The 23,975-nt window shown below is 62.5% G+C and carries 20 protein-coding genes and 1 tRNA gene; 13 read left to right on the top strand and 8 right to left on the bottom strand.

Translation table 11 applies throughout. From position 1 onward, the window contains the following. Positions 1–56 precede the first annotated feature (56 nt). The 4 genes from EKO19_RS21385 (at position 57) to EKO19_RS21370 (ending at position 4,219) form a co-directional block, all read left to right on the top strand. Positions 57–956, top strand: coding sequence for a DMT family transporter (locus EKO19_RS21385; protein WP_129778453.1), 900 nt, complete (start codon positions 57–59; stop codon positions 954–956). Between the two features lie 107 nt (positions 957–1,063). Further along, the gene (locus tag EKO19_RS21380; protein WP_129778452.1) at positions 1,064–2,008 is read left to right on the top strand and encodes an alpha/beta fold hydrolase; all 945 of its coding nucleotides are present in this window, start codon (positions 1,064–1,066) and stop codon (positions 2,006–2,008) included. A gap of 23 nt (positions 2,009–2,031) precedes the next feature. After that, positions 2,032–3,579, top strand: a complete 1,548-nt coding sequence (locus EKO19_RS21375; RefSeq protein WP_129778451.1) for an FAD-dependent oxidoreductase — start codon at positions 2,032–2,034, stop codon at positions 3,577–3,579. A gap of 109 nt (positions 3,580–3,688) precedes the next feature. After that, positions 3,689–4,219, top strand: a complete 531-nt coding sequence (locus tag EKO19_RS21370; protein ID WP_129778450.1) for a VOC family protein — start codon at positions 3,689–3,691, stop codon at positions 4,217–4,219. 3 nt (positions 4,220–4,222) lie between these two features. Here the strand turns inward: EKO19_RS21370 and EKO19_RS21365 are convergent, their stop codons facing one another. After that, a complete protein-coding gene (locus EKO19_RS21365) occupies positions 4,223–5,311 on the bottom strand; it encodes a c-type cytochrome (protein WP_129778449.1) in 1,089 nt (362 codons plus the stop codon). Positions 5,312–5,482: 171 nt separating this feature from the next. Here EKO19_RS21365 and EKO19_RS21360 point away from each other — a divergent pair, with 171 nt between their 5' ends. Next, complete coding sequence (locus tag EKO19_RS21360; protein ID WP_129778448.1) at positions 5,483–5,692, top strand: hypothetical protein; 210 nt, start codon at positions 5,483–5,485, stop codon at positions 5,690–5,692. 50 nt (positions 5,693–5,742) lie between these two features. Further along, entirely contained in the window at positions 5,743–6,693 is a 951-nt protein-coding gene (locus EKO19_RS21355; RefSeq protein ID WP_129778447.1) for a helix-turn-helix domain-containing protein, read from the top strand. Positions 6,694–6,695: 2 nt separating this feature from the next. On the opposite strand, the gene gfa is transcribed toward EKO19_RS21355, so the two are convergent. From gfa to gcvA, 3 genes are all read right to left on the bottom strand, one after another. Further along, positions 6,696–7,271: an S-(hydroxymethyl)glutathione synthase gene (gene gfa / locus EKO19_RS21350; protein ID WP_129778446.1), complete on the bottom strand. Its 576-nt coding sequence runs from the start codon at positions 7,269–7,271 to the stop codon at positions 6,696–6,698. Between the two features lie 16 nt (positions 7,272–7,287). Further along, positions 7,288–8,397, bottom strand: a complete 1,110-nt coding sequence (locus EKO19_RS21345; RefSeq protein WP_129778445.1) for an S-(hydroxymethyl)glutathione dehydrogenase/class III alcohol dehydrogenase — start codon at positions 8,395–8,397, stop codon at positions 7,288–7,290. Positions 8,398–8,514: 117 nt separating this feature from the next. Beyond that, the gene (gcvA, locus tag EKO19_RS21340) at positions 8,515–9,399 is read right to left on the bottom strand and encodes a transcriptional regulator GcvA (protein WP_129778444.1); all 885 of its coding nucleotides are present in this window, start codon (positions 9,397–9,399) and stop codon (positions 8,515–8,517) included. A gap of 89 nt (positions 9,400–9,488) precedes the next feature. Between gcvA and EKO19_RS21335 the strand changes: the two genes are divergently transcribed. The 6 genes from EKO19_RS21335 to EKO19_RS21310 all read left to right on the top strand — a co-directional run bounded on the left by EKO19_RS21335 (position 9,489) and on the right by EKO19_RS21310 (position 18,740). After that, entirely contained in the window at positions 9,489–10,511 is a 1,023-nt protein-coding gene (locus EKO19_RS21335; RefSeq protein WP_129778443.1) for a 2-oxoadipate dioxygenase/decarboxylase family protein, read from the top strand. A gap of 13 nt (positions 10,512–10,524) precedes the next feature. Beyond that, a complete protein-coding gene (locus tag EKO19_RS39950; protein WP_129778442.1) occupies positions 10,525–11,952 on the top strand; it encodes an FAD-binding oxidoreductase in 1,428 nt (475 codons plus the stop codon). 160 nt (positions 11,953–12,112) lie between these two features. Beyond that, positions 12,113–12,613, top strand: a complete 501-nt coding sequence (locus EKO19_RS21325; RefSeq protein ID WP_129778441.1) for an RNA polymerase sigma factor — start codon at positions 12,113–12,115, stop codon at positions 12,611–12,613. Then, positions 12,610–13,608 (top strand): FecR family protein, encoded by a 999-nt coding sequence (locus tag EKO19_RS21320; RefSeq protein WP_129778440.1) that lies wholly within the window; start codon positions 12,610–12,612, stop codon positions 13,606–13,608. Before EKO19_RS21325 ends, EKO19_RS21320 begins: the two co-directional genes overlap by 4 nt. Positions 13,609–13,692: 84 nt before the next feature. After that, complete coding sequence (locus tag EKO19_RS21315) at positions 13,693–16,566, top strand: TonB-dependent receptor (RefSeq protein WP_129778439.1); 2,874 nt, start codon at positions 13,693–13,695, stop codon at positions 16,564–16,566. Then, positions 16,563–18,740 (top strand): prolyl oligopeptidase family serine peptidase, encoded by a 2,178-nt coding sequence (locus tag EKO19_RS21310; RefSeq protein WP_129778438.1) that lies wholly within the window; start codon positions 16,563–16,565, stop codon positions 18,738–18,740. The genes EKO19_RS21315 and EKO19_RS21310 overlap by 4 nt, the downstream gene beginning before the upstream one ends. Before the next feature lie 69 nt (positions 18,741–18,809). Here EKO19_RS21310 and EKO19_RS21305 read toward each other — a convergent pair. From EKO19_RS21305 to EKO19_RS21295, 3 genes are all read right to left on the bottom strand, one after another. Further along, positions 18,810–18,886, bottom strand: a tRNA-Pro gene (locus tag EKO19_RS21305). A gap of 232 nt (positions 18,887–19,118) precedes the next feature. Then, on the bottom strand, positions 19,119–20,120 hold the full coding sequence (locus tag EKO19_RS21300; protein WP_129778437.1) for a LacI family DNA-binding transcriptional regulator: 1,002 nt from the start codon (positions 20,118–20,120) through the stop codon (positions 19,119–19,121). 91 nt (positions 20,121–20,211) lie between these two features. Next, on the bottom strand, positions 20,212–21,447 hold the full coding sequence (locus tag EKO19_RS21295) for an MFS transporter (protein ID WP_129778436.1): 1,236 nt from the start codon (positions 21,445–21,447) through the stop codon (positions 20,212–20,214). 82 nt (positions 21,448–21,529) lie between these two features. Between EKO19_RS21295 and gtfA the strand changes: the two genes are divergently transcribed. Continuing rightward, the gene (gtfA, locus tag EKO19_RS21290) at positions 21,530–22,966 is read left to right on the top strand and encodes a sucrose phosphorylase (protein WP_129778435.1); all 1,437 of its coding nucleotides are present in this window, start codon (positions 21,530–21,532) and stop codon (positions 22,964–22,966) included. A 4-nt stretch (positions 22,967–22,970) separates the two neighbouring features. Here the strand turns inward: gtfA and EKO19_RS21285 are convergent, their stop codons facing one another. Continuing rightward, positions 22,971–23,819: a carbohydrate kinase family protein gene (locus EKO19_RS21285; RefSeq protein WP_129778434.1), complete on the bottom strand. Its 849-nt coding sequence runs from the start codon at positions 23,817–23,819 to the stop codon at positions 22,971–22,973. Positions 23,820–23,975: the final 156 nt, after the last annotated feature.

Here is a 23,975-nt window from a genome sequence, read left to right as displayed (position 1 = left end):
TATGCACCGGGCGCGTGCACTACCATGGCCGGCCAAGTTGACGCTGACGATTCTCGATGGCCCCTGGACTCACTGCTCGTACCGCGCTCCTGTTGATGCTGCCGCCGCTGCTGTGGGCGGGGAATGCCATCTTGGGACGGATGTCGGTCGGATCGATCTCGCCTTTGTTACTGAATGCGCTCAGGTGGGCGCTGGCCTTCGCGATCCTGTTGCCGCTCGGGCACCGGATCCTGCGTGCCGACGGTCCGCTGTGGCGCCGTGCCGGCTACTTCCTGTTGCTCGGTCTACTCGGGGTCGGCAGCTACAACGCCTTTCAGTATCTGGCTCTACAAACGTCGACGCCCATCAATGTCACTCTGATCACGTCGAGCCTGCCGGTGTGGACGCTGTGCGTGGGCGCGTTCTGGTACGGCGAAAAGCCGCACCGGATGCAGATCCTCGGCGCCCTGGTGTCGCTCGCCGGCGTGCTTCTCGTATTGTCCCGCGGCGACTGGAAGTCGCTCGCGAACGTGCAGCTCGTTACGGGCGATCTGTTCGTGCTGGTGGCCATCATCTCCTGGTCTTTTTATAGCTGGATGCTGGCGCGGCCGCGCGAGCCGTCGATTCGTTCCTGGCCGTGGGCCGAGTTCCTGCTGGCCCAGGTCATGTTCGGCGCTCTGTGGGCGAGCCTCGCGGCGTTCGGGGAATGGTCGGCGGGACTGGCGCATGTGGAATGGAGCGGCTGGATCGTGGCGCTGTTGATCTACGTTGCGATCGGACCGTCGCTCATCGCTTATCGCTGCTGGGGCGTGGGCGTGGAGCGGGCCGGGCCGGCGGTCGCGTCCTTCTTCAACAATCTGACGCCGGTCTTCGCGGCGATTCTGTCGTCCGCCGTGCTGGGCGAGCCCCCTCGCTGGTTTCACGGCGTCGCGTTCGTGCTCATCGTCGGCGGTATCGCGCTGTCCTCGCGACGCTGATCTTGGTTCTTGACAGGTGTCGAGGGTTGCGGCGACTCTTGCCTCTGGGTTGGCGTAGAAAACGTAGTTAACTACGAGAGAGAAAGTCCCCGTCAGAGGAGAAGTTCATGTTTCGCTGCGGATCCGCGTTGGCATGCCTGGCCGTGCTTGCGATGCATGCGCCGGCCTGCGCCGCCGACGAGCCGGCGTTGCGCCACGGTTACGTCGATATGCCGTACGGTCAGCTGCACTACTCGACCGTCGCGCCGCCGGGCGGCGGCGATAAGAACAAACCGGATCTGGTTCTATTCCACCAGTCGCCCAATTCCTCGGTCGAGTACAACGAGCTGGTGCAGGCGCTCGGCAAGGACCGGGTCGTGATCGCGCTCGACACTCCGGGACACGGCGGATCGGACGGGCCGAAGGAAATTCCCCGCATCGAAGACTATGCGGCGGCGATGCGCGTCGCACTGAAGAATCTGGGCTACGGGCCGCAGCGTCAGATCGATGTCTTCGGCTTCCACACCGGCTCGCGCATCGTCGCCGAGATTGCGGCCACCGAGCCCGGGATGGTCCGTCGCGTGATGATGGGGCTCTCGGGCGTGTCGGTCGTGCCGCCGGAAGAGATGAAGAAGCTGCTGGACAATGTCCATCACCCCGAGTCTTCCGAAGAAGCCTTCACGCTGTTCTGTGAGCGACTGCCGAAGCGAATCAAGTCGCGCGAAAAATCTCGAGTCGACGATACAGTGTGGGGCCGAATGGCGGTGGAGGAACTGCGGCCATTGACTCGCTACGAATACGGTCATGCCGCGGCGTTCGAATACAGCCAGCGCTTCGATGCCCGACTCGCCCAACTCACGCAACCGGTGGCGCTCATCGTGATCGAAGACGGCTCGAAAGAGTCGGGCCTGTTCAAGTTCTCGGCCCGCGAGATGAGCGAGAAGGTCGTCGGCATGCTCAAGTCGTCGAAGCAGGCCAAGGTGCTGCCTGACAACTTCGTCTTGCGTGACCTGCACAACAACCCCGGTCCGATAGCGGACGCCATGCGCCGCTATCAAGACGAACGAATCTGATCTCCCATTCTTCGAGCGAGCCCATGCCGAACCACGATGATCGGAGCGAGCACACTCCGTCCTTCTCTCGACGCTCCGTGCTGAAAGCGGCCGCGGCGGCCACCGCACTCTCGACATTGCCGTGGTCGATGCGAAAGGCTTACGCGCAACAAGCCAACCCGCTCGTAATTATCGGCGGCGGCACCGCCGGCATGATCGCGGCGATCTTCGCTGCCGACCGCGGCGCGAACGTGATCGTGATCGAAAAGGGTGCGAGCGTCGGCGGCACGCTGGTGGTTTCCGGCGGCATGATGGGCGCTGCCGGCACCGTGTTCCAGAAGGCCAAGGGCATTCGGGACTCGGCCCAACAGCACTACGACGACATCATGAAGATCAGCAGCAACACTGCGGTCCCCGAGATGGCGCGGCTTTGGGCGGACAACGCAGGTTCCATGGTCAATTGGCTCGCCGACATCGGCCTGAAGATTCCGGACGAACAACCCTCCGTCGGCACTCTCTACGATTACTACTCCGTGCCCCGCTATCACTGGGGCGCGCAGAACGGCCGCTCCATCCTCGCCGTGATGAAACCCGAGTTCGACAAGCGGGTGCAGTCGGGGCGCATCACGCTCATGACTGACGCCGGTGCGGTCGATCTGATCCAGGATGCGAAAGGCGCGATCAACGGCGTCGTGGTCGAGGACAGCAATGGCAAACGTTCGGACGTGCGTGGTCTCAACACCGTCGTCGCAACCGGGGGCTGCGCGGGCAATCCGAGCATGTTCGAAGCCTTGCATGGCGTGCCGCTCTATCGACGGGCGGCAATGCCTTCGAGCCAGGGGGCGGGGCTCACGCTCGGGCTCGCTGCCGGCGGCTATCTGCGCTGCGCCGAGAATTACGTGGGCTATTACGGCTCCATCGCTCAGAGCGATCAGTGGCCGTCGACGGCTGCGGCCGACATGATGATCGATCACCGCATTCGCAAGCCCTGGGAGATCTACGTGAACATGCGCGGCGAACGATTCGTTCGCGAGGATCATCCGAGCATGAGCGAGCGCGATCGCACGATGGATCGACAACCGGGTCATCGTTTCTGGGCCGTGTTCGACCAGCGTGTACTCGATGAGGCGCCGCTGCTCATTCCGCGCTGGAAGCGCGAGCAATTGATCGAGGCATTCAACAAACATCCGATGTTTCATCGTGGCGCGACCTGGACGGAGCTGGGCGTACGCGCCGGAGTCGATCCCGCCACGCTGCAGAAAACCGTGGCGACGTACAACGAGGCCATCGAGCAACAAAAGAGCGATCCCTTGATGCGCGAGCATCGGCCCGTGTCGCTCACCAATGGACCGTTCTACGCGATCCGATCGCAGACCTGGACGCTCAAATCGTACGCCGGGCTGGGCGTGAACAAGGATCTGCAGGTCACCACCAAGGCGGGCAAAGTCATTCCCAACCTTTACGCCGCGGGCGAGGTTCTCGGCGCCTCGACCGGCGGCAAAGCGCACACCAACGGTGCGAGCGTGACTCCAGCGCTCACCTTCGGGAAGTTGCTGGGAGAAAAGATTATCGATCTCGGGAAGAAATCATGATCAGCAGACGGCAGCTCATAGGTGCAGGGGTGGGCTGGATCTCAAAGAAACCTTCGGCTGGCGCACCACCGAGATCACCGTTCAAAATGGCGACGAGCTCTATGCGCGTTTGAAAGACTCGCCTTTCAAGATGCGCGGACCGCCGGGAACGATTCCCATCTATCCGTATTTTCGTCCGCTGGGCGCGGAAGGGCCGGGCGGTGAGCGCCTGGCCTTCACCTGGATCACCGAGCCGCGACCGGACCTGGCAGCAGCGAAGTCGTTCGTGGGGCGCTGCTTTCTGGCGGCACAAACATCGCCGGATCTGCAGGGCTCGATCGATTTCTATCGCAGCACGTTTGGCAACAATCCGAGTCCGATCCGTCGACTGCCATCGTTCGCGCTGGCGACGGTCACTTTGAGTAACGGCTCCAGGCTCGAGGTGGATGAGCACAGGGGCCCGGGCCGTCCTCGACCGCGTGTCGCCGGAGGCCTGCCGCCCGGACTCGCCATCGCCACTTTCGAATGCTCCAGTTTCGAGCGGCATGCGTCGAAGTTCATCGCGGCGCCAGTGGACAATCCGCTGGGGAAGGAATTCGGCGGCCGGGTCGCGACCATCGTCGGTCACGCCGGCGAGCTGATCGAGCTCCTCGAGGTGTAGAGCTCAATGCATGGCGTGGAGATAGTCGGCCAGGCCGCGCATCTCCTCGGCCGTGAGTTTCTCCGAGATCGTGTACATGGTCTCCAGATTTCCGCTCTTCTGTTCGGATGTGTAGCGCGTGCGCTTCGCATAAGCTTCGAGCTGCCGGCTGGAATAAACCGGTTGCTGGGCGCGAAGGGCCGGATCGCCCGTCACCGCGTTGCCACGGCCGTCAGCGCCATGGCACGAGCTGCATGCAACGATCGCACGCGTCGGATCGCCATCGCGATACAACGACTCGATGGCCTTCGACTCGGAGGTGTCTGCGGTGCTGGCTTGCAAGGCCTGAGCAGAGTAATGCGCGGCCAGATCGACGATGTCGGAGTCACTCAATGTGGCGGCAATCGGCTGCATCTCAGAACTCGATCGCGTACCCGAACGCAGCAGCTGCAATTGTCTGGTGATGTATGTTGCATTCTGGCCCGCCAGCGACGGCCACTCTGCGTTCTCGCTGTTGCCATTGACGCCGTGGCAGGCGTCGCAGTACAGCTCGCCGCTTCGTGACTTGCCTCTCGCTGCATCACCGGCAGGTGATGATGAGGCGGCTGCCGATTTCGTCGGCACGGGTGCGTCGTTCGCAGCGACGCGCGTCCACACGATCGACGTAACGTAGTTCACGCCGTCAGGCGTCAGGCGCTGGCCTTTCGCCGTAAAGGACTTTCGATCGGGCGCGAGCTGCATCGACGTCGTGCCCGTGACTTTGCCGGCTCGGCGCTCGGTTCTTGTCAGCGTGCGCTCGTCCGTCCAGGCATTCGATGCGCTGTCGTAGTAAGGATTGCCGGAGACTGGCACGACAGTATCGTCTTCCGCGCCCTGGTACTCGAAATGGAAAGGCACGCTGCTCGCGGTCATGACATCCGACACGACGCGGACTTTCGATCCATCGACGGCCGAGAAGGTCATCGTGCCGGAGCGATACGGTGCGCGGCCCTGAAAGGTGGAATGATCAATGTCCGCTTGCCACGTGCCGAGCAGCGGGGAGAGTGTCGGCGGGGCCGCCGATGTGAGGGTCGCGAACATGGTCATCAGTCCGCCGAACATTGTCGTGCGCATCGACTTTCCTCGATCGAAGTCAGCAGTCGTTCAATGCCCGTCGCGCGGCCGCTGTCGGGGAATGATCGATTGACAGGGCACAGCGGGGCACTTCATTCTTGATCACATAGTTAACGTAGTTAATCGGACTCGACCGCGCCAGTCAATCCGATCATTGGAGTTGTGTTGACGATGTCCCTGCCCGAACAGTCCTCCGTGTCGTATCGCCGGCCGTCGAGCTCTCTCAAGCTCTGGAAGTCGGAAGACTTGCGCGAGTTGCGCCAGCTCGCGCAAGAAGGAGTTGCGCCTGCCGACATCGCCCTGCGGTTGCGCAGAACGGAGTCGGCCATTCGCAACAAGGCGGGGCTGCACGGCATTTCGCTGCGGAGCGCGGCGAAATAGCGACGCGGCCGGGCTAGAATCCCGGCAGGCCAACTAACGAGAGCCGGCTGGTGAGCACAACTGTATTCGAGACTGCGGACATCGCTGCGGGTGAACGGCTGTTTCGTTGGGGCAGGACGCTCGCGGGCCTGTGTGGGCCGATGAGGGTGGGCGGCTACGGCGTGGAATCGATCGATGGACGCATCGAGACGCGAACGTTGGAGCGATTGAAGCTCAGTCGCATCGTTGCAAGCCCGCATCGGCTGTCATCGGTGAGCGATGCGCGCGGCGATGAGCAGCATGCAGTCGTGAAAGTGATGTTGCAGCTTCGGGGCAGCTCGGTCTTCGAACAGGACGCGACGCGCGTCTATGTGAACGCGGGTGACTGCCTCGCCTACGATGTTTCTCGACCGCATATCGTGCTGAGCCCGTCGTTGAGCGAGCATCTCGTCGTCGTCATCCCACAGGATCTTGCGGCCAGCTACGATCTGCATCTTGCCGACATAGGCTCGCAAAGGTTCGCGGCTCAACGCGGCATCGGTCACGTCACGCGCGAGCTGGTGGAAGCTTCGCTCGACGGGGTCGATGCGGGCGCCAGCGAACAGATGGCGGATCTGTTGCTACGATCGTTGCGATTGTCGCTCCAGCAGGCCGGGTCGCGGTCGCATCTGACGCCTCGCGCGTCGTTGCTGAGGCGAGCGAAGACATACATCGATGAGCATCTGGGCGATCCGGCGTTGGATATCGAGAGGGTCGTCGCCGCACTCGCGTGCTCGAAGCGCTATTTGCAGCTCGCTTTCGCGGAAGAGGGGACGACCGCCAGCGAATATCTTTGGGCGTCGCGACTGGAGCGATGTCGGCGCGAGATCATCAAGGCCGGCGGGACGGCAAGCTTGACCGAGCTCGCCTTCGCCGCCGGCTTCAGCAGTTCATCGCATTTCAGCCGCAGCTTCAAGCGTCGCTACGGCCAGTCGCCGTCCGCGATGTTGAGTGCTCAGCGCCGAAACTGCCACGACTGCTGATCTCAAGCCGCCAGCACACCCTTCTGTTTGGCCGTGTGCGTGGCAATCAGGTCCATCAGGGGCGGCGACAGGCAGTCATAGGGCGTCAAGCCGAGCTCGCTCAGCCGGCTGCGGACTGCGCTCATTTCGTCCGGCTTGGCACCGCCGCCTTCGATGATGGAAGAAACGAATGCAGCGAACTCCGGTGCCGCCCAGCCGAGGTCCTTCGACAGTTCGACATGAACGAAGTCCAGGCCGTAGAACGGATGAGCTTTGTTCTCGATGCGACCGTACATGTGTACGCCGCAGCCGGAGCAGGCATGGCGCTGGATGACTGCGGCCGGATCGACGATCTTCAGCTTGCTCTCGTTCGTCGTGACTTTCAGATTGTCGCGCGAGATGACCGCGACGATCGAAAACTTCGCGCCGTCCGGCTTCCAGCACTTGGTGCAGCCGCAGGCGTGATTGAAGGCGACATTGCCTTTGAGACTGACGCAGACCGGAGCGCTCGCGCATTTGCAGGTGAGCGTGCCGCCGGCGAAATCCTTCACGCCCGGTTGAATGCCGTTATCGATGGCGGGGTGGAGCGAAATTGGCATGAGTCGGTTTCCTGGGTTAGTAAGTGATCACGGACCGGATCGAAGCGCCGCTGTGCATGAGATCGATGGCTTCGTTGATTCGGTTCAACGGCAGCTTGTGAGTGATCAGGTCGTCGATGTTGATCTTGCCTTCCATGTACCAGTCGACGATCTTGGGCACATCGGTGCGGCCGCGCGCGCCGCCGAATGCCGTGCCTTTCCAGACTCTGCCGGTGACGAGCTGGAATGGCCGCGTCTTGATCTCCTGGCCCGCGCCCGCGACGCCTACGATCACGGACATTCCCCAGCCGCGATGGCAGCACTCGAGGGCCTGGCGCATCAGATCGACATTGCCGACACATTCGAAGCTGTAATCCGCACCACCGTCGGTCAAGCCGATCAGGTGCGCGACCAGATCGGTGCCCACTTCCTTGGGATCGACGAAATGAGTCATGCCGAACCGTTCGGCGAGTGCCTTGCGCCCGGGATTGATGTCGACGCCAATGATCTTGTTCGCGCCCACCATGCGCGCGCCTTGAATCACATTGAGACCGATGCCGCCCAGCCCGAACACCACGACGTTCGCGCCAGGTTCGACCTGGGCCGTGTTGATGACGGCACCGATTCCGGTCGTGACACCGCAGCCGATGTAGCAGACCTTGTCGAACGGTGCGTCCTCGCGAATCTTCGCGACGGCGATTTCCGGGAGTACCGTGTAGTTCGAGAACGTCGAGCAGCCCATGTAGTGATACACGGGCTTGCCGTCGAAAGAGAATCGCGAGGTTCCATCAGGCATCAATCCTTTGCCTTGAGTCGCGCGAATCGCGGTACACAGATTGGTCTTGCGTGACAGGCATGACTTGCACTGTCTGCATTCCGGCGTGTACAGCGGGATGACGTGGTCGCCCTTCTTGACGGAAGTCACGCCGGGTCCGACGTCGACGACGATACCCGCGCCTTCGTGGCCGAAGATGGCGGGGAAGATGCCTTCCGGATCGGCGCCGGAGCGTGTGAACTCATCGGTGTGGCAGACGCCGGTTGCCTTGAGCTCCACCAGAACTTCACCGGCTCGCGGACCCTCCAGGTCCAACGTCACCACCTCCAGTGGCTGGCCCGCCTGAAAGGCGACTGCGGCTTGTGTCTTCATCGTTGAGGCATCCCCGGTTGCGATCCCTCAGAGTAGTGAGCCATCGAGGCAGGGGCTTGCCTGCCGGTGCACCGATTTGATCCAGCGCGCATTTCCAACGTGAGCGGGAGTCCGGCCTCAGGCGGCCGCCACTTGATTCAACAGCCACTCGCGGAATGCTTTGAGCGCCGGCAAGTCACGGTTCTCCTCCGGGTACACCAGATAATAAGCATGGGCGCTGCGCACCGGATGTTCGAAAGGCTGAACCAGCTCGCCGGCGGCGAGTTCCTGCTGGATCAGGAATTCGGGCAGGATGGCGACGCCGAGCTTCGCGACAGCGGCCTGGATGACCATCGAGAAATGCTCGAAGCGGGGGCCCTTCATGGGATTCACGTCCGGTACGCCCACCGCGGCCAACCACTCCTGCCAGGCATGTGGACGCGTCGCGTGCTGAAGCAGCGTGTGATGTGCCAGGTCCTTCGGTGAGCGCAGACGCTTGAGCAGGGCAGGGGCGCAGACCAGCACGACGTTCTCGCCCATCAAGCGGTGTGCGATGACTCCCGGCCATGCGACGTCGCCAAAGTGGATGGCCGCGTCGAGCCGTTCCGTCGAGAAATCGAATTTCACCGCACGAGTGGAGAAGTTCACCGTCACGTGAGGATGAGCCTGCCCGAAGGAGCTCATGCGGGGAATGAGCCAGCGGGTGCCGAAGGTCGGCAGAATCGCGAGGTTGAGCACGCCGCCGGTGCCCTGATGCGACATCAGCTGCAACGTTGCCGCTTCCATGCGCGACAGGCATTGCCGCACGTCCGGAAGATAGGCGAGACCGGCCTCGGTCAGCGACAGCCGTTGTCGCGTGCGGTGAAACAGCTTCACTCGCAGCAGCGTCTCGAGTGAGCGCATCTGCTGGCTGACCGCGCTTTGCGTGATGCTCAGCTCCTCCGCGGCTTTGGAAAAACTGAGATGACGTGCAGCCGACTCGAAAGCCTGCAGGCTGATCATCGAGGGCAGGAAGCGCAGCATGGGTCGTCGTCCGGGGTCATGAGTTTTTCTAATGATGGCACGAGACAACATCGTTTGCGCAAGTGCCGACGTGCCGTGACACTATTTCCATGACCAATCCAACACCGTCGACCCTCGAAAAGCTGCTGCGTGACTGCGTCGGTCCAGTGCGGGCGGGAAATCTTCTGGCGCAGGTTTTCGTAGCGCCGTCCTTGCTCGAGGATCACCACGCCCGCGTCCCGCGCGCGGTGCTCGCCCAAGCGATGAATATGATTCTGTTCGCGGATCTGCTGGAACGTGTGCCAGCGGCCGCGCAGCGAGTCGGCGACGTTGTGAGTGAAGGCGGTCGCGTGCACTTCGATCACGGCGCTCTACGCACGGTCGCATGCTCGACGCCGCTCGCGCTGCCCAGTGGTCATCACGCGTTTGCTCGCATTCTCGAACCGCTGGGCTTCGAGGTGACTGGAACATACCCGCTGCCGCGCATTCACATGGTGGGGCGGGCCTTTACTCACAAAGATCACCCTGAAGATATCGCGCAGTTCTTCGTCAGCGAGATTTCGCTGACAGATTTTTCGTTTGAGTTTCGAGCCGCGGCGGAGCGCGTCATCGGCACCTCTCGTGACCCCTTACCGAAGGAGGCGCATTTGTCCCTGGCTCGCCTGCGTCATGAGCGTGAGCTGCCCTATGACCAGGCGCGCACGTTGTTGTCGCAGATCGTGCCGTGTTTCGAGCGACAGCACGCGGCACCAAACCTGGCGGACTATGAGACCCTGCTGCGTGAATCGGCGGAGATGGCCTGGATCGCGACGGAAGGCAACGCTTTCAATCACGTCACTGAGCGGGTGCGACACATCGGGGCCGTGGCCGATGCTCAGAAGGCTCTCGGGCGCCCGATGAAGGCCGCGGTCGAGATCTCCGGCTCAGGCCGCGTGCGGCAGACGGCGTATTTTGCTGCCAGCGTGAAGCGCGATTTCGTTGCCCAGGAGGGTGCTCTGGTGAAGCGCGCAGTGCCCGGTTCGTTCTATGAATTTATCGAGCGCGATCCGCTGCCAGACTCACAAGGCCGGCTCGACTTGAGCTTCGACAGCGGCAACGCGCAGGGCATTTTCAAGATGACTGCGGTCGCGTAAGGATCTTCGAAACATGGTCGATCGGGATGCGACGCTTACCGAGTTGATCGCGCTTCTCGGGCCTAAGGCTGTGCTGTCCGACCCCGCCGAGCTTGCGGGATATGAGCGCGGCACGCGATATGGCTCAGGCCGCGCCGCGTGTGTCGTCCGCCCTCGCGATGCGCTTGAAGTTCAGCAAATCGTGCGATGGGCTCACAAGCATGGGCTGCGTCTGATCGCGCAGGGAGCAAATACCGGTCTGGTCGCAGCCGCTTCGCCAGATGACAGCGGCGATCAGGTCATCGTCAGCTTCGAGCGCATGCGGCACGAGATCGATCTGGATGTTCACAACCGTACCGTTCGTGTCGGCGCCGGGGTCCTGCTGCAGTCCTTGAACGATCGGCTCCGCCCGCATGGCCTTTGTTTCCCGATCGATCTCGGCGCCAATCCGTCGATCGGCGGGATGATTGCCGCCAATACCGGCGGCGCCCGCTTGATGAAGTACGGCGATGTCCGGCGCAACCTGCTGGGGTTGGAGGTCGTGCTGGCGAACGAGGACGCCACCCACCTCGAGCTGATGAGTGGCCTGCGCAAGGACAATTCGGGCGTCGATCTCAAACAACTTTTCGTCGGAACCAGTGGCGCTTTCGGATTTATCACTGCGGCTGTGCTCGAAGTCCATCCGTTGCCGCGGCAGCGTGCAACAGCCCTACTGGTGCCGCGGACTGCTGCGTCAGCTATGGAACTGCTGCGTACCCTCGAAATGAGTTGTGGAGAGTTGCTGACGTCGTTCGAGGCAATGTCTCGTGCCGCGATGGAGTGTGTGTTTCGTTTTCGTCCGCAGGTCCGAAATCCTTTCGACGCGGACGTGCCGGAACTGGCGATCCTGGTCGAGCTCACATCGGCGGCGTCCACGTCGATGGGCGTCGATCTGGAACGTATTCTCGAAAGTGCTCTGGCTGCCTTGGCCGATGGCGACGAAGCGCCGTTGGCGGACGCACTGCTTGGACGGGCAGAGGAGAGTTGGCAGTTGCGACATGGGATCAGCGACTGTTTGCGGGACGCCGGCACGGTCATCGCATTCGATATTTCCGTGCGTCGCTCGGCGATACTGGCGTTGCGCGACTTCATGATCCAGGAATTGCGGCAACGTTGGCCGCACCTGCAGGTCTGCGATTTCGGACACCTCGGCGATGGCGGCCTGCATCTCAATCTGGTGTGGCCGCACGATTGCGGCGTGCCGCCCGATGCGGCAACCATCCAGCATGTGCGCGAGTTTGTTTACGATGCTCTCGTGCGGCAGTTTCGTGGCAGCTTCAGCGCCGAGCACGGCGTCGGGCCCTACAACGTTGCCATGTATGAGCGCTACACCGCCGCGAACCGCCTGGCGATCGCGGGAGACTTGCAGAGACTGTTCAATCCCGACGCGCGGCTCGGCACGGTTCGATTCGGTTCCTCGTGATAGGAGGCGAGCTTCACTCACCGCTTGGTGGGCCGGAAGCATGCGCATCCGTGGTACGGCCTGCTGTCTGCAAGGACACCTCCGCGTCCCGAAACCCCCGCGACATCCACAAAAATAATCAGCTTGGTTCGTAGCGCTCCCCTATCCATACTGCGTTGACATGACTGCGACGTCCGTATTGGCGAGTCTGCGAGTTCGGCTGCAGCGACTGCTGCGCGGCAGGGTTCAGCGAGCCGAGGATGCGGAGGATGTGATCCAGAGCGCTTTCCTGCGGCTGCAGGCGTACTACCAGAAAGGCGGAGAAGTGCGCGAGCCGGAGGCTTTCTTGGTTCGAACCGCGATACGGCTGTCGATCAACGCCCATCGCGATGTTCGCCGTCGACTCAATGCCGAGGCCGGCATGTTGATCTTGGAGGACGAGGTTGCGTCTCCCGGATCGGACGAGTTGCTCGCAGCCGAGCAAAGTCTGCGGCGGATGGAGCGCACCCTCGGGTGCCTCAGCGAGCCGACCCGTGAGGCCTTTCTGCTGCATCGGGTGGAGGGGTTGAGTTACACGCAGATCGCAGCGCTCTGTGGCACGACGGCCAAGGCGGTGGAGCGGCGCATTGCCCGTGCGATGCTGGCGCTGTCGCAGGCCGACGAGGAGAGGGAGAAAACATGACGCGCGAGTCAGGGGCGGCGGCGCAGTCGTCCGTGGCGGTTCGAGCCGAAGCCGCGGCCTGGCTCGCTCGCCTGCATGGCAACGATCGGACCGCAGCGGACGAGCAGAGTTTTCAACGCTGGTTGGCGGCGGACCCGGTGCATCCCGTGGTGTTCGAGCGTATGACGGAGCTGTGGGAACAGTCGTCCCGTCTGAAGAGCAACGTGCTCAGCCGTCAGCGAGGCAAGTTGGCGCACAGCCATGCGCAAGCAGCCTCCAGGCGCCAAGCGTGGTTGCGCGCGTCGGCGGCTTGCATACTGATCGCCATGCTTGCGTTTGCGTTCCTGGTGCCGGGGTTGGGCGGCACGACGCTGTCGTCAGGTGTGGGAGAGCGGCGCACGGTGAAGCTCGATGACGGCACTCGAGTCACGCTCAACACTGCGACTCGCTTGCGGGTGAGCTTCGATCGATCGCAGCGGCGGGTGCTGTTGCAATCCGGTGAGGCTCGCTTCGATGTCGCCCGCGACGAGGCCTGGCCGTTCGTGGTGGCGGTTGGCGAGCAGGAGGTCCGCGCGCTGGGTACTTCGTTCACCGTGCGGAAGATTGTCGATGACATTGCAATCACTCTGATCGAGGGAAAAGTGTCGATTGCTCCTGCCGACCCGGTAACCGCGGGCCCCGCGGTATCGCAAGCCGTCGTGCTCGCGCCAGGGCAGCGTCTGACGCTGTCGACCGATCGACCCGCGACCCTGGACCGGCCGGACATCGAACGCGCCACGGCGTGGCAGCGTGGTCTGATCTCCCTCGACCGGACGCCGCTGGCGGAAGCCGTTGCCGAGATGAATCGCTATAGTGGCCTGCCGATCGAGATCGGCGACGGAGCGAATGAAGTGCGCGTGAGCGGCATTTTTCAAGCCGGCGACTCAGTGGAGTTCGCCCGCGCTCTGGCCAGGACGCACGGTCTGATGATTCGGGAAGAGCCCGAACGCATCGTCATTTCGGGGCACGCCAGGTAGCGAGGGGGTTACCTGGTGCCGCGGTGTCTAACTCCTCGATAACAGCAACGTCGCAAGGGAAGGCGGCAATGGGGAGTGAACCACATGTCTTTCAATGTTCGTCGTCATGTTCGCCATCTCGTGGCGAGCACGCTGCTGATGGGTGCGGCCACGCTGGCCTTCGCTCAATCGGCCATGCAGTTCGATTTGCCGCGGCAGCCGCTGGCAGATTCATTACGCGCCTTGGGTGCGCAAGCCCGACTGAATGTTCTGTTCGATCCACCGGTCGTTGCCGATGTCATGGCGCCGGCTTTACACGTGGCCGCCACGAGTCGGGAGGCCCTCGAGAAACTGCTCGCAGGGACCGGCTTGCAATTCGAATTCGTGAGCGAGAAAACCGTGGCGATTCGTGTGAAGGAGCCAAAGCAGTCGTTGCAGGAAGGTGCGCAGCTTCAGGAGATCGTGGTAACGGGCTCGCGTATTGCGCGAGCCGCCGAAGGTCCGCAGGACGTCAAACGATATAGCCGCGCGCAGATCGAACAGAGCGGCCAGACCACGCTGGCGGACTTTTTCAATACGCTGCCCGAAGTCTCGGTCGCGAGGACAGAGAATGGTTACACCAGCCTCGGCGGCGCCACGACAGTGCAACTGCGCGGCCTGCCGCTCGGCACGACCCTGGTGCTGGTGGATGGGCGGCGGGTGGTGACCTCCGGCGCGCAGGGGGGCACATACTTCGATCTGAACAACATTCCGCTGGCGGCGGTCGAGCGAGTCGAGATTCTGGCGCAAGGCTCGTCGGCGATTTACGGCAGCGATGCCATCGCGGGTGTCGTGAACATCGCCTTGAAGGAACACCTCGACGGTTTCGAAGGGCATCTGCGCTACGGAGCGGCGAACGATACGGACGAGCAGTTTGCGGACCTGGGTTGGGGGCGCACCTGGGAGCGCGGCAACCTGTCGGTGATCGGCAGCTATCAAACGCGGTCCACACTCACGGCCGATGAGCGCGAAGTGACGACCAATGCAGTGGGCTCGATCGAGCCGCTGGCCTGCAATCCAGGGAATGTATTCAGCCTCGATGGTTCGCCATTGCCCGGTCTTGGCGGCGCTTCATACGCGGCTGTTCCGAGCGGCGCGAGTGGCACGTTGACGACAGCGGACTTCTTGCCAACCGCGGGCACCTTGAACAGTTGCAACGTGCGTGGCGAGAGCGGAATCATTCCGAAGTCGGAACGAGTAGGGATGATCGTGCGAGGAGAGTACGCGCTCACGCCTGCGACCGAGTTGTTCTTCAATGCCATGTTGACGCGTGTCGATCAGGCCAGTGCCGTGGTTCGCCAGAATCTGATCGGGGTGCCGGCTTCGCGCTATTCCGCGTATACGCTGGGTGCGAACAATCCGTTCAATCCTTTCGGGCAGGCCGTCGGCGTCACCTACTTCTTCGATCACGTGCCGATTCCGACCCTGGAGCTGCACAGCGATTTCATGAATCTCGTCGGCGGCGCCCGAGGCAAGTTCGGCAGCATGTGGGATTGGGAGCTGGTGTTCACGGATGCGCGTGATGACAGCGACACGCGACAGACTCACGGCGGATCCAACGTCGCGGCGATTCAGAGTGCCTTGAACTCCAGCGATCCGGCCACCGCACTCAATCCGTTGACCACGGGTGTGCCTGCCAGAAGCGCGGTGCTCGATTCGCTGTTCTTCGACTGGCGGCGTGCCTATGAGGGCCGCACGATGACCGTCTCGGCGCTGCTTCGGGGCGAGCCTCTGATGCTGCCGGCGGGCGCGATGCAGTTGGCCGTGGGAGCTGAATACAACCGGACCCGACTGTCGACGAACATCATCAACGAGCTGCCGTACTACCCGCTCAACACGTACAGCGAGTACCGACGCCAGAACAGCAGCGTGTTTGCCGAGGCTCGCTTGCCGTTGATCGGCGGCGACGCGTCGGGTGCTCGTCGCGACACGCTCGGCATCACGCTCGCCGGTCGTTTCGATGACTACGACGACTTCGGCAGCGAATGGACGCCGCAAGTCGGGTTGGAGTGGCGGCCGCATGCGGCATGGCTGATACGTGCCGACTACGGCCGGGCATTCAAGGCCCCGTCGCTGTACGCGCTGCATCGGCCGCAAGTAGTGTCCAACACCTGCACCATCGTCGATCCCCTGCGCAACCACGAGGGCGGGATCACGACTTGTGTGAGCGGCGGCAATCCCGGGCTCGATCCGGAAACCGGCCGGTCGACCTCGTTTGGTGTGGTGTACGCCGATGAGCAGAATCCTGATCTGCAGTTGTCGATCACACATTGGGACCTGCGACTGGAGCATGCCGTGCAGTCGCTGTCGCCACAGACGTTGATCGACAACGAGCCGCTGTTCGGTGCGAACGTTACACGAGCGTCGAGCTGTATCGGCGGGTTGCCTTGTCCGATCACGCGAGTCGATTCGACCGCGGTGAACTTCGGAGAGTTGCAGGTCGCGGGCCTCGACTATCGAGCTGCGTATGCCATTGCGATCGGTCGCGGCAAGCTGCAGCCATCGCTTGCCGCGACTCAGACTTACAAGTACGACGTGAGCTTGATTCCTGGCGCGCCAAGCGTCGACGCAGCGGGCTTTGCGCAGAGTAGCGGCAACTGGGCACCCCGATGGCGAGGTTCGGCTTCGCTCGCGTGGCAGTCCGCGGCACTCAGCACGAGGGTGGTGGGGCGCTACGTGGGGCGCTACACCGACTATGACGGTGACCGTAGGATCGGAAACTTCTGGCTGATGGACGCCAGCGCTCAGATCAACCCCGGCGCATATCTGCCGCAGTCCCGGCTGATGCAGTCGTTCGCCATCGATGTGGGAGTGGTCAATCTGCTCGATCGCCTGCCGCAAGTGTCGAGCTTCCAATCGAGCATCGTCGGCTACGACCCGGCGCAAGGGGACATTCGCGGCCGCTACGTCTACGTGCAGCTGACGGGGCGGTGGCAATGATGCGCACTCCTGCGGGGGTGGCCATACTCAGCGCGATAGCACTGTGCTCATTAGCTTCGCTACCGGCGCTCGCCGAGCCTCAGGCGCAGTCACGTATCGCGCTGACGCGCACTCGGTCGTCGACTGCGCCGGCGCCGATCACTTTGGATGAGATCGTTTCGCTGCGTGAGTTTCGTGAACCGCAGCTTTCGCCGGACGGTCGCCAGGTGGCGTTCGTGGTGAAGCAGGCGTTCCGTGATTGCGACTGTTATCGCGCGGCCTTGTACCTGGCCGATGTGTCGGGCGGGGCGCCACGCAAACTCATCGAGGAAGAGGAAATCTCGGGGCTGCACTGGATGCGCGACGGTCAGGCGCTTTCGTTTCTGTCGACGCGCGGCGGTTCGAAGCAGCTGTGGCGGACGTCGCTGAATGGGACGGTGACGCCGCTGATTCAGCATCGAACGACGGCGCCCGATGACTGGTCGAAGCAAATGACGCCGGGGCAGACGACACCGATCGGCGTCATTGAGTACGTGGCCTCGCCCGATGGGCGTTGTATCGCTTTTACGGCGCGAAGCCAGGTCTTTCCCGTCGCGGGCGATGAGCATGTGCGGGCGGGCGTGCTGTATGACGACCGAAACATGTCGATGGGCTCGCTCTATCACCAGTACGTGGCGCAGTTGTTCGTGCACTGTTTGGACTCGCAGGCACCGCGATTGCTGTGGCAAACGACAGCCGCGCAAGGCGCCGCGATCACGCTGCTGAGGTGGGCGCCCGATGCGGCGAGCATTGCGTTCGCCTTCGAGGGCCAGCAAACGAAGAGTGATCTCGGCGCAGGCGTGGCGTTGCTCGAGATGAACAGCGGGCAGGTGAGGGTGTTGTCCAAGGCGTGGGACGTCTCCGAATCTCACGATGCTCTGGCGTGGTCGAACGACGGTGCGCGCCTGGCCGTGATGCATTATCAGGAGATGTTGCAGCGTCGGACGCTGAGCGACATCGATATTGCCTCGGGTCGAGAGACGCAGATCCGTGATGACATCGCAGCGCAGTTCGGACCGTTCCTGCAATCCGCAGCGGGTTTTGTCGTCGAGCTGACCGGTACGCGCGAGCGTCGAGCCAAGACTGGTCTGTATCACCTTTCTGGCGATGGTTCGCGGCTGCAGCGATTGTCCTCGGAAGAGTTCAAGGTGTCGGACTGCGGCGTGGTGGTGGGCACGCAGGTGGCGTGCATCGTGCAGTCACCCAATCTGCCGCCGCGACTGGCCATCGTCGATCTGCGTTCGGGCAAGCAGCGTGTACTGAAGAACGTGCTCATCAACCCCGACCTCGACACGGCGACGCTTACTCACGTGCAGGAACTGCGCTGGCGCAATCGTTCCGGCCTGGAGGCGACCGGCTATTTGTTGACGCCTACCACGCAGCGTCCCGAAAGTGGTTATCCGTTGCTGGTGATGGCGTACAACTTCAATGGCGAATTCGTGACTGCCGCCAGCGCTCAGCTCACGTCTTATCCCGCACAGCCTTTGAGCGAGCGGGGCATCGCCGTGCTACTGATCAACGGCCCTCGCGTGGACCAAGGTGTGACCGGCAGCAGCGGCCTGGCGGCACTGGCGCTCGAGCCGTTGGCGACGCTCGAAGCCGCGATCGAACGGCTGGCCGGCGAGGGGCTCATCGATCGCGACAAGGTAGGCTTCACGGGCCATAGTTGGGGCGGCTTTTGGGTGCAATTCGCTATCACCGAGAGGCCGGATCTGATCCGCGTCGCTGGCGTGCTGAATGGTGGCAGCCTCGCCGAGCCTGGCACGTACTGGTACACCGGCAAGGAAGCCGGACGGATCGTCCAGGAGCATTATTGGGGCGGTCCGCCATATCCGCCAACGTTGGATAACTACATTGCCAGGTCGCCGGCATTGCGTACTCATCGGGTACGCGCGCCCGTGCTGGTGGAGGCGGATGCGTTCGCTGCCCACTATCAGATGGAGATGTACGCAGCCTTGCGTGCCCGCAACGTCCCGGTCGAGCTCTACGTCTATCCAGCGGAGGGACATAGCTTCTACCGACCCGAGCACCGCTTTTATTCGATGCAGCGGAATCTGGACTGGTTCAGTTTCTGGTTGCTGGATCGTGAAGACGACGATGCGGCGAAGGTCGAGCAGTACGCGCGGTGGCGCGTGATGAAGCAGTGGCGACGTTGAGGGAGACTGTCCGGTAACGAACGAGCGGCCTGATCCGGCTAAACCCTGCAACCCTGCTCCAGGGTGAGGTGGTCGGGGCAGCAGGATTCGAACCTGCGACCCTCTGCTCCCAAAGCAGATGCGCTACCAGACTGCGCCATGCCCCGACGGGACGCGCATGTTAACAGCCGTGTCACAGGCTGCAACTGAATGCGACCATCTGCAACGCATCTTATTGATTATTATGCTATTTCTTAGAGGTCGTTTTTGGGCCTATCGGCCATGAACGGCTCTGTGTCTGTCGCAGTACGTCGCCTCACGAGGCGGCCCGTTGCAGTGAGGAGTGTCCATCGGGAGCACTTTCCAGCGGCTTACCGCCGCGCCGTGGTCGAAAGCATCCTACTTGCGGCGCGCTCCGCTCGATTCCCGAACGATCAGCTCAGCCGGCATGGTGGCCGAAGGCGTGTCTTCGCCATCGATGCGTCGTAGCACGAGGTCGACCAGGATCTTCGCGCCACGCTGCAAATCCTGACGCACCGTGGTCAGCGGTGGGTTGGTATAGGCGGACATCGGGATGTCGTCGAACCCGACAACGGCGACATCCTTCGGCACAGAGAGGCCGGACGCGGCAAGCGCGCGAATAGCGCTGATGGCAATGACATCCGTGGCCGCGAAAACGGCGTCAAACTTCTCGCCCTCGCGGATGTATGCTCGCATCGCCTCGTATGCAGCGTCTGCGGTCATATGTGAGGGAATCTGCACATCCGCAGTGGCGCTCCGTGATGCTTGTGCGAGCGCCAGTCGATAACCGTCCTGACGCAGGCGCATCTCGGGGATGTTCGAATCGCCCATGAACACGATGCGCTTGCGTCCGCTCTGGATGAGATGCTCCACGGCTGCACGCGCTCCACCCACGTTGTCGCTACCCACCGTGCAATAGGATTGCTGCTGCAAGTGGCCGCCCCAAACAACCAATGGAGGATAGGTTTTCGAGACGGCTTCGATAGCCGCGTGCTCGGTGCTTTGCCCGATGACAATGACGCCATCGGCACGATGCGACTGAACCAGCCCTTGCAGCCAGTTGGTCGCCGGCGGCAGCACCTTCTTCAAATACATCCCATAGCCGCGTTGCGTAATCTCATCGGCGAGGTGGCCGAGCATGCTGACGAAGAAGGGGTCGGTGAGCGCCTGGCCGGCCTCGTGATGAAGCGGGATGACCACGCTCAAGGTTTGGGTCCGCCGTAGTCTCAGGTTGGCGGCGGCTGTGTTCGGCACATAGCCACGGTCTTGGGCGATCTTGAGGATTTTCTCTCGTTGGGTGCTTTCCACCAACGGATTGCCGGCGAGCGCGCGCGATACAGTCGATACATGAACCCCCGCGAGCCGGGCGATGTCGGCCATCTTTGGGGCTTTGTCAGCTGTTTTTCGAGTGCGTTTGGTCATTCGGAGCCGGCAGTCGGTGACCTGCGTCGGGCGCAGTGTACCCCATGTCTTACGACAGGCCCGGGACGGCTGAAGCGCGTTCGGTTTCCACTCTGGCCAGCCGACTGCCGGCGGGATCGCGCAGCCAGTTATAGATGAGCGCGAGAGCGAGCAAGGCGGCCCATATTGTCGCCAGCCCGAAGCCCGCGCCGACGCCCCCAAACGCGTCACCCACTGCGCCCATCGCCAGCGGGGCCGCTGCAGCGGCAATCGCGGTGAAGAACAGAATCAGTCCTGCCACCGCCGCGTGGTCATGACGCGCAAATCCGCTGATGCCCTTGGAATTGAGGCTCGGATACATCACGGACATGAACAGGCCGGAGGCCGGCAGGAGGTACGCAGCGAGCGCGGGGCCGCCGAACAAGCTGCCTGCGAAGCACGCGAGGATGGCCACACTGAAGACGCCTAGCGTCGCTTGCCAGGAGAAGCGGGTCAGCAGCCAGGCGCCAAGGAAACGGCCGATCGCGCGGCACATGAAGAAAGCGCTCAGTGCCCAGGCGGACACTGCGCCGGACGGGCCGAGCTTCAGGAAGGTAGGCATCCAGACATAGATGGCGGTTTCGATGCCGACATACAGCATGATGAGAACGGAGAAGCCGAGCGCGTGCGGATCGCGAACGAACGAGAGGGTGCGCCAGAGGCTGACGCGCTCCGTGCCGGCGTGCTGATATCGCGGGAAAGGCGTGGCTATCGCAATGACGATGAGTAGCCCACAAAACCCGGCAGCGATTGCATACAAGTATTTCCAATGCATGTCTGCTGCGATCAGGAGCGCAACCAGTGCCGGACCGACGATGGCGCCCACGGCAAAGAATCCTTCGATCAGGTTCATTGTCGAGGTGTGCCGTGTCTGAGTCGGGGAGATATCACCCAGCAATGCGAGCGCGCCGACCTTGAACACGGCAATCCCCACACCCCCGAGAGAGAGTAGTGCGGTGAATATCACAAACGAGTTGCCGCCGAGAAACGCGAGGCAGGCGGCCGCGTAAGCGCTCAGGCCGATCACTATGGTCGCTTTGCGTCCGAGCTTTTCGACCAGGGATCCGAAGAGCACGGCACCTACGGCGATGGCCCCCATGGTCGCGTACTGAAAGGCGCTGGCCTGTGACAGCGACAGATGAAATTCATCGATGACCAGCGGAATGATGCTGCCGACCGCGTCGGTGGTCATCGCAAATACGAAAAACATGGCGCACAGCAGGGCGCGGAGCACGAAGTCGGTGGCCGGATGATCTGTGCGCGTCATGGTGTCCACTAGCGGCGATGGCGTACTTTACACAGATTACAATCGTTTGCATACTGTTGCAAAACCGCTAGCATGCTCCTCCATGAAGCCGCAAACCCAACTGGTATGTTATGTCGATCGACTCTCGGGTGGCGGCATCGCGCAGCTCTCGGCGTTGCTCGACGGTCCGTTGGCGGGTTTGTTCGGAGGCGTCCATGTGCTGCCGTTCTTCGATCCCATCGACGGCGCCGATGCGGGTTTCGATCCGAAGGATCATACCAAGATCGATCCGCGACTCGGCACATGGAGCGACCTCGCTGCGTTGAGCGAGCGCGTCGAGGTGATGGCAGACCTGATCGTGAATCACATCTCGAGCGAGTCGCCGCAGTTTCTCGACTTCATCGCGCGAGGAGATGCATCGCCCTGGAGCGGCCTGGTCCTGAAGCCGGGTGCCGTGTTTCCCGGTGGCGCCACGCAGGCCGAACTCGATCTCATCTACCGAACACAGTCCGCACACCCCTTCAGTGAGGTAACACTGGCAAGTGGGGAGACCCGCGAGGTGTGGACCACATTCACCCGCAACCAGATCGACATCGATGTGGAGGGCGCGGCAGGGAAGGCTTATCTCGCCTCGATCCTCGAGCGCTTCGAGCGCTCGGGCGTGCGTTCGATCCGCCTCGATGCGGTGGGATACGCCATCAAACGGCGTGGCACGAGCTGCTTCATGCTGCCCGAGACCTTTGCCTTCATTCGCGAGCTCACCGATGACGCGCGCCGGCGGGGCATGGAAGTGCTGGTCGAAATTCATTCGCACTATGAGACTCAGCTCGCCATCGCGGCACAAGTGGATTGGGTCTACGACTTCGCATTGCCGCCACTCATTCTGCACGCGTTCTGCCATGGGAATGCCGGCCCACTGGCCCGCTGGATCCAGCTGCGTCCGAACAATTCCATCACGGTGCTGGATACACACGACGGTATCGGCATCGTCGATATCGGCAGCGCCGGCAGTCGGCCGGGGCTGGTGCCGCCAGGCGAGCTGGAGCAGCTGGTGGACTACATTCACGAAAACAGCCGTGGGCAGAGCCGGCTCGCGACGGGCGAGTCGGCATCCAACCTCGACCTCTACCAGGTGAACTGCACTTACTTCGATGCTTGTGGCCGTGATGTCGAGGCATATCTTGCGGCGCGTGCCATCCAGCTTTTCTTGCCGGGTATTCCTCAGATCTACTATGTCGGTCTGCTCGGAGGCACGAACGACATGGACCTGCTCGCGCGCACGGGCGTGGGGCGAGATATCAACCGGCACTATTTCTCGCCGGAAGAAATCCAGGAGGCGCTTGCGAAACCGATGACGCAGCGCCTGTTCGAGTTGATCCGGCTACGCAATCATCACCCGGCGATGCAGGGTACGTTCACGCTACGCGATGCGCCCTCGCATGTACTGTCGATGCAGTGGTCGCTCGAACGGCACAAGCTCGAGCTCGACGTGGACTTGCGCCGCCGCCGCTTCGAGGTTCGAGCCACCCCGTCGGCTTGAGTCCTCAGAGTGCCAGGTCTTGCGCCTGATAGTCGGGCGTGCCTCCCGAGCGGGTTGCGACGAAACTGCCCAATGTGATGGCGCGTGACAGCGCGTCGTCGAGCGAGCGCGCGCTCAACAGGCCGTCCACCAGGCCCGCGAAGAACGCGTCGCCCGCACCGATCGTGTCGACAACTGCGATACGCGGAGCCGGCAGTTCGATCCATCGGCCACCGCTCCAAAGGCCCGCGCCTCGTGCTCCCAACGACACACACACCATCCGTACGGGAAACATGCCAGCGATGGCAGCTGAGAATTCCGCTGGCTGAATCGGCAGACGAAGCTCACATGCCAGTGCGGCGATCTCGGTTTCATTGACCTTCACCACCGTGGCAAGCTGCAGCGATTCGATGACGAGGTCGAGTTTGGTGTATGGCGCTCGCAGATTCACATCGTAGAACGACATTGAGGCTTCGCGCACCAGCTTGCGAATCGCTGCAGCGGATCTTGGGTCACGCTGAGCCAGCGAGCCGAATATCACGGCATCCATGCGAGCAGCGGGTGCCTCGATCGCATCCCATGCGGCAGGGGTCTCGAACTCGTACTGTGCCTGCGCGCCTTCCAGCTTCACATAGGCGGCGCCAGTGGGGAGCGCCAGGTCGACTTGAACGTCCGTCGTCCGTACGCCGCGCTGGTTCAAGGTCCTGAGCGCAGCTTCGCCGCGTTCGTCGGTGCCGACGCGAGTGATGAGCCGTGAGTCCCATCCCAGCCGCGACAGATGATGGGCCACATTGGCGGGCGCCCCGCCCAGCACGCGGTGCGCCGGCAGGATGTCCCATAGCAACTCGCCGATGCACGCTACCGTTGTACTCATGGCCTGACTGTAGGCTCGCCTGCATCGGTTGCGCAATCGATTGCATTACCGGGAAAGTCGGGGTATCGTCATCCGCAACCGATGGAGCCGGCGCGTCGCGGCGCTCGAGCTGCCGATTGCAAATTAGAAGAGCCGATAACGAACGAGAAGGGGGCG

The organism is Peristeroidobacter soli (assembly GCF_004138485.1).
GTDB classification, from domain to species: domain Bacteria; phylum Pseudomonadota; class Gammaproteobacteria; order Steroidobacterales; family Steroidobacteraceae; genus Steroidobacter; species Steroidobacter soli.
Note: the sequence above shows the minus strand (reverse complement) of the source record. Positions and strands in the feature narration are given on the sequence as shown.

Excerpts from the sequence above, each read along its gene's own strand:
- EKO19_RS21295 (WP_129778436.1), bottom strand. The coding sequence starts at position 21,447 with ATGACGCGCACAGATCATCCGGCCACCGACTTCGTGCTCCGCGCCCTG.
- EKO19_RS21335 (WP_129778443.1), top strand. The coding sequence starts at position 9,489 with ATGACCAATCCAACACCGTCGACCCTCGAAAAGCTGCTGCGTGACTGC.
- EKO19_RS21345 (WP_129778445.1), bottom strand. The coding sequence starts at position 8,397 with ATGAAGACACAAGCCGCAGTCGCCTTTCAGGCGGGCCAGCCACTGGAG.
- EKO19_RS21285 (WP_129778434.1), bottom strand. The coding sequence starts at position 23,819 with ATGAGTACAACGGTAGCGTGCATCGGCGAGTTGCTATGGGACATCCTG.
- EKO19_RS21320 (WP_129778440.1), top strand. The coding sequence starts at position 12,610 with ATGACGCGCGAGTCAGGGGCGGCGGCGCAGTCGTCCGTGGCGGTTCGA.
- EKO19_RS21300 (WP_129778437.1), bottom strand. The coding sequence starts at position 20,120 with ATGGCCGACATCGCCCGGCTCGCGGGGGTTCATGTATCGACTGTATCG.
- EKO19_RS21375 (WP_129778451.1), top strand. The coding sequence starts at position 2,032 with ATGCCGAACCACGATGATCGGAGCGAGCACACTCCGTCCTTCTCTCGA.
- EKO19_RS21365 (WP_129778449.1), bottom strand. The coding sequence starts at position 5,311 with ATGCGCACGACAATGTTCGGCGGACTGATGACCATGTTCGCGACCCTC.
- EKO19_RS21380 (WP_129778452.1), top strand. The coding sequence starts at position 1,064 with ATGTTTCGCTGCGGATCCGCGTTGGCATGCCTGGCCGTGCTTGCGATG.
- gcvA (WP_129778444.1), bottom strand. The coding sequence starts at position 9,399 with ATGCTGCGCTTCCTGCCCTCGATGATCAGCCTGCAGGCTTTCGAGTCG.
- EKO19_RS21325 (WP_129778441.1), top strand. The coding sequence starts at position 12,113 with ATGACTGCGACGTCCGTATTGGCGAGTCTGCGAGTTCGGCTGCAGCGA.
- EKO19_RS21385 (WP_129778453.1), top strand. The coding sequence starts at position 57 with ATGGCCCCTGGACTCACTGCTCGTACCGCGCTCCTGTTGATGCTGCCG.
- gfa (WP_129778446.1), bottom strand. The coding sequence starts at position 7,271 with ATGCCAATTTCGCTCCACCCCGCCATCGATAACGGCATTCAACCGGGC.
- gtfA (WP_129778435.1), top strand. The coding sequence starts at position 21,530 with ATGAAGCCGCAAACCCAACTGGTATGTTATGTCGATCGACTCTCGGGT.
- EKO19_RS21360 (WP_129778448.1), top strand. The coding sequence starts at position 5,483 with ATGTCCCTGCCCGAACAGTCCTCCGTGTCGTATCGCCGGCCGTCGAGC.
- EKO19_RS39950 (WP_129778442.1), top strand. The coding sequence starts at position 10,525 with ATGGTCGATCGGGATGCGACGCTTACCGAGTTGATCGCGCTTCTCGGG.
- EKO19_RS21310 (WP_129778438.1), top strand. The coding sequence starts at position 16,563 with ATGATGCGCACTCCTGCGGGGGTGGCCATACTCAGCGCGATAGCACTG.
- EKO19_RS21315 (WP_129778439.1), top strand. The coding sequence starts at position 13,693 with ATGTCTTTCAATGTTCGTCGTCATGTTCGCCATCTCGTGGCGAGCACG.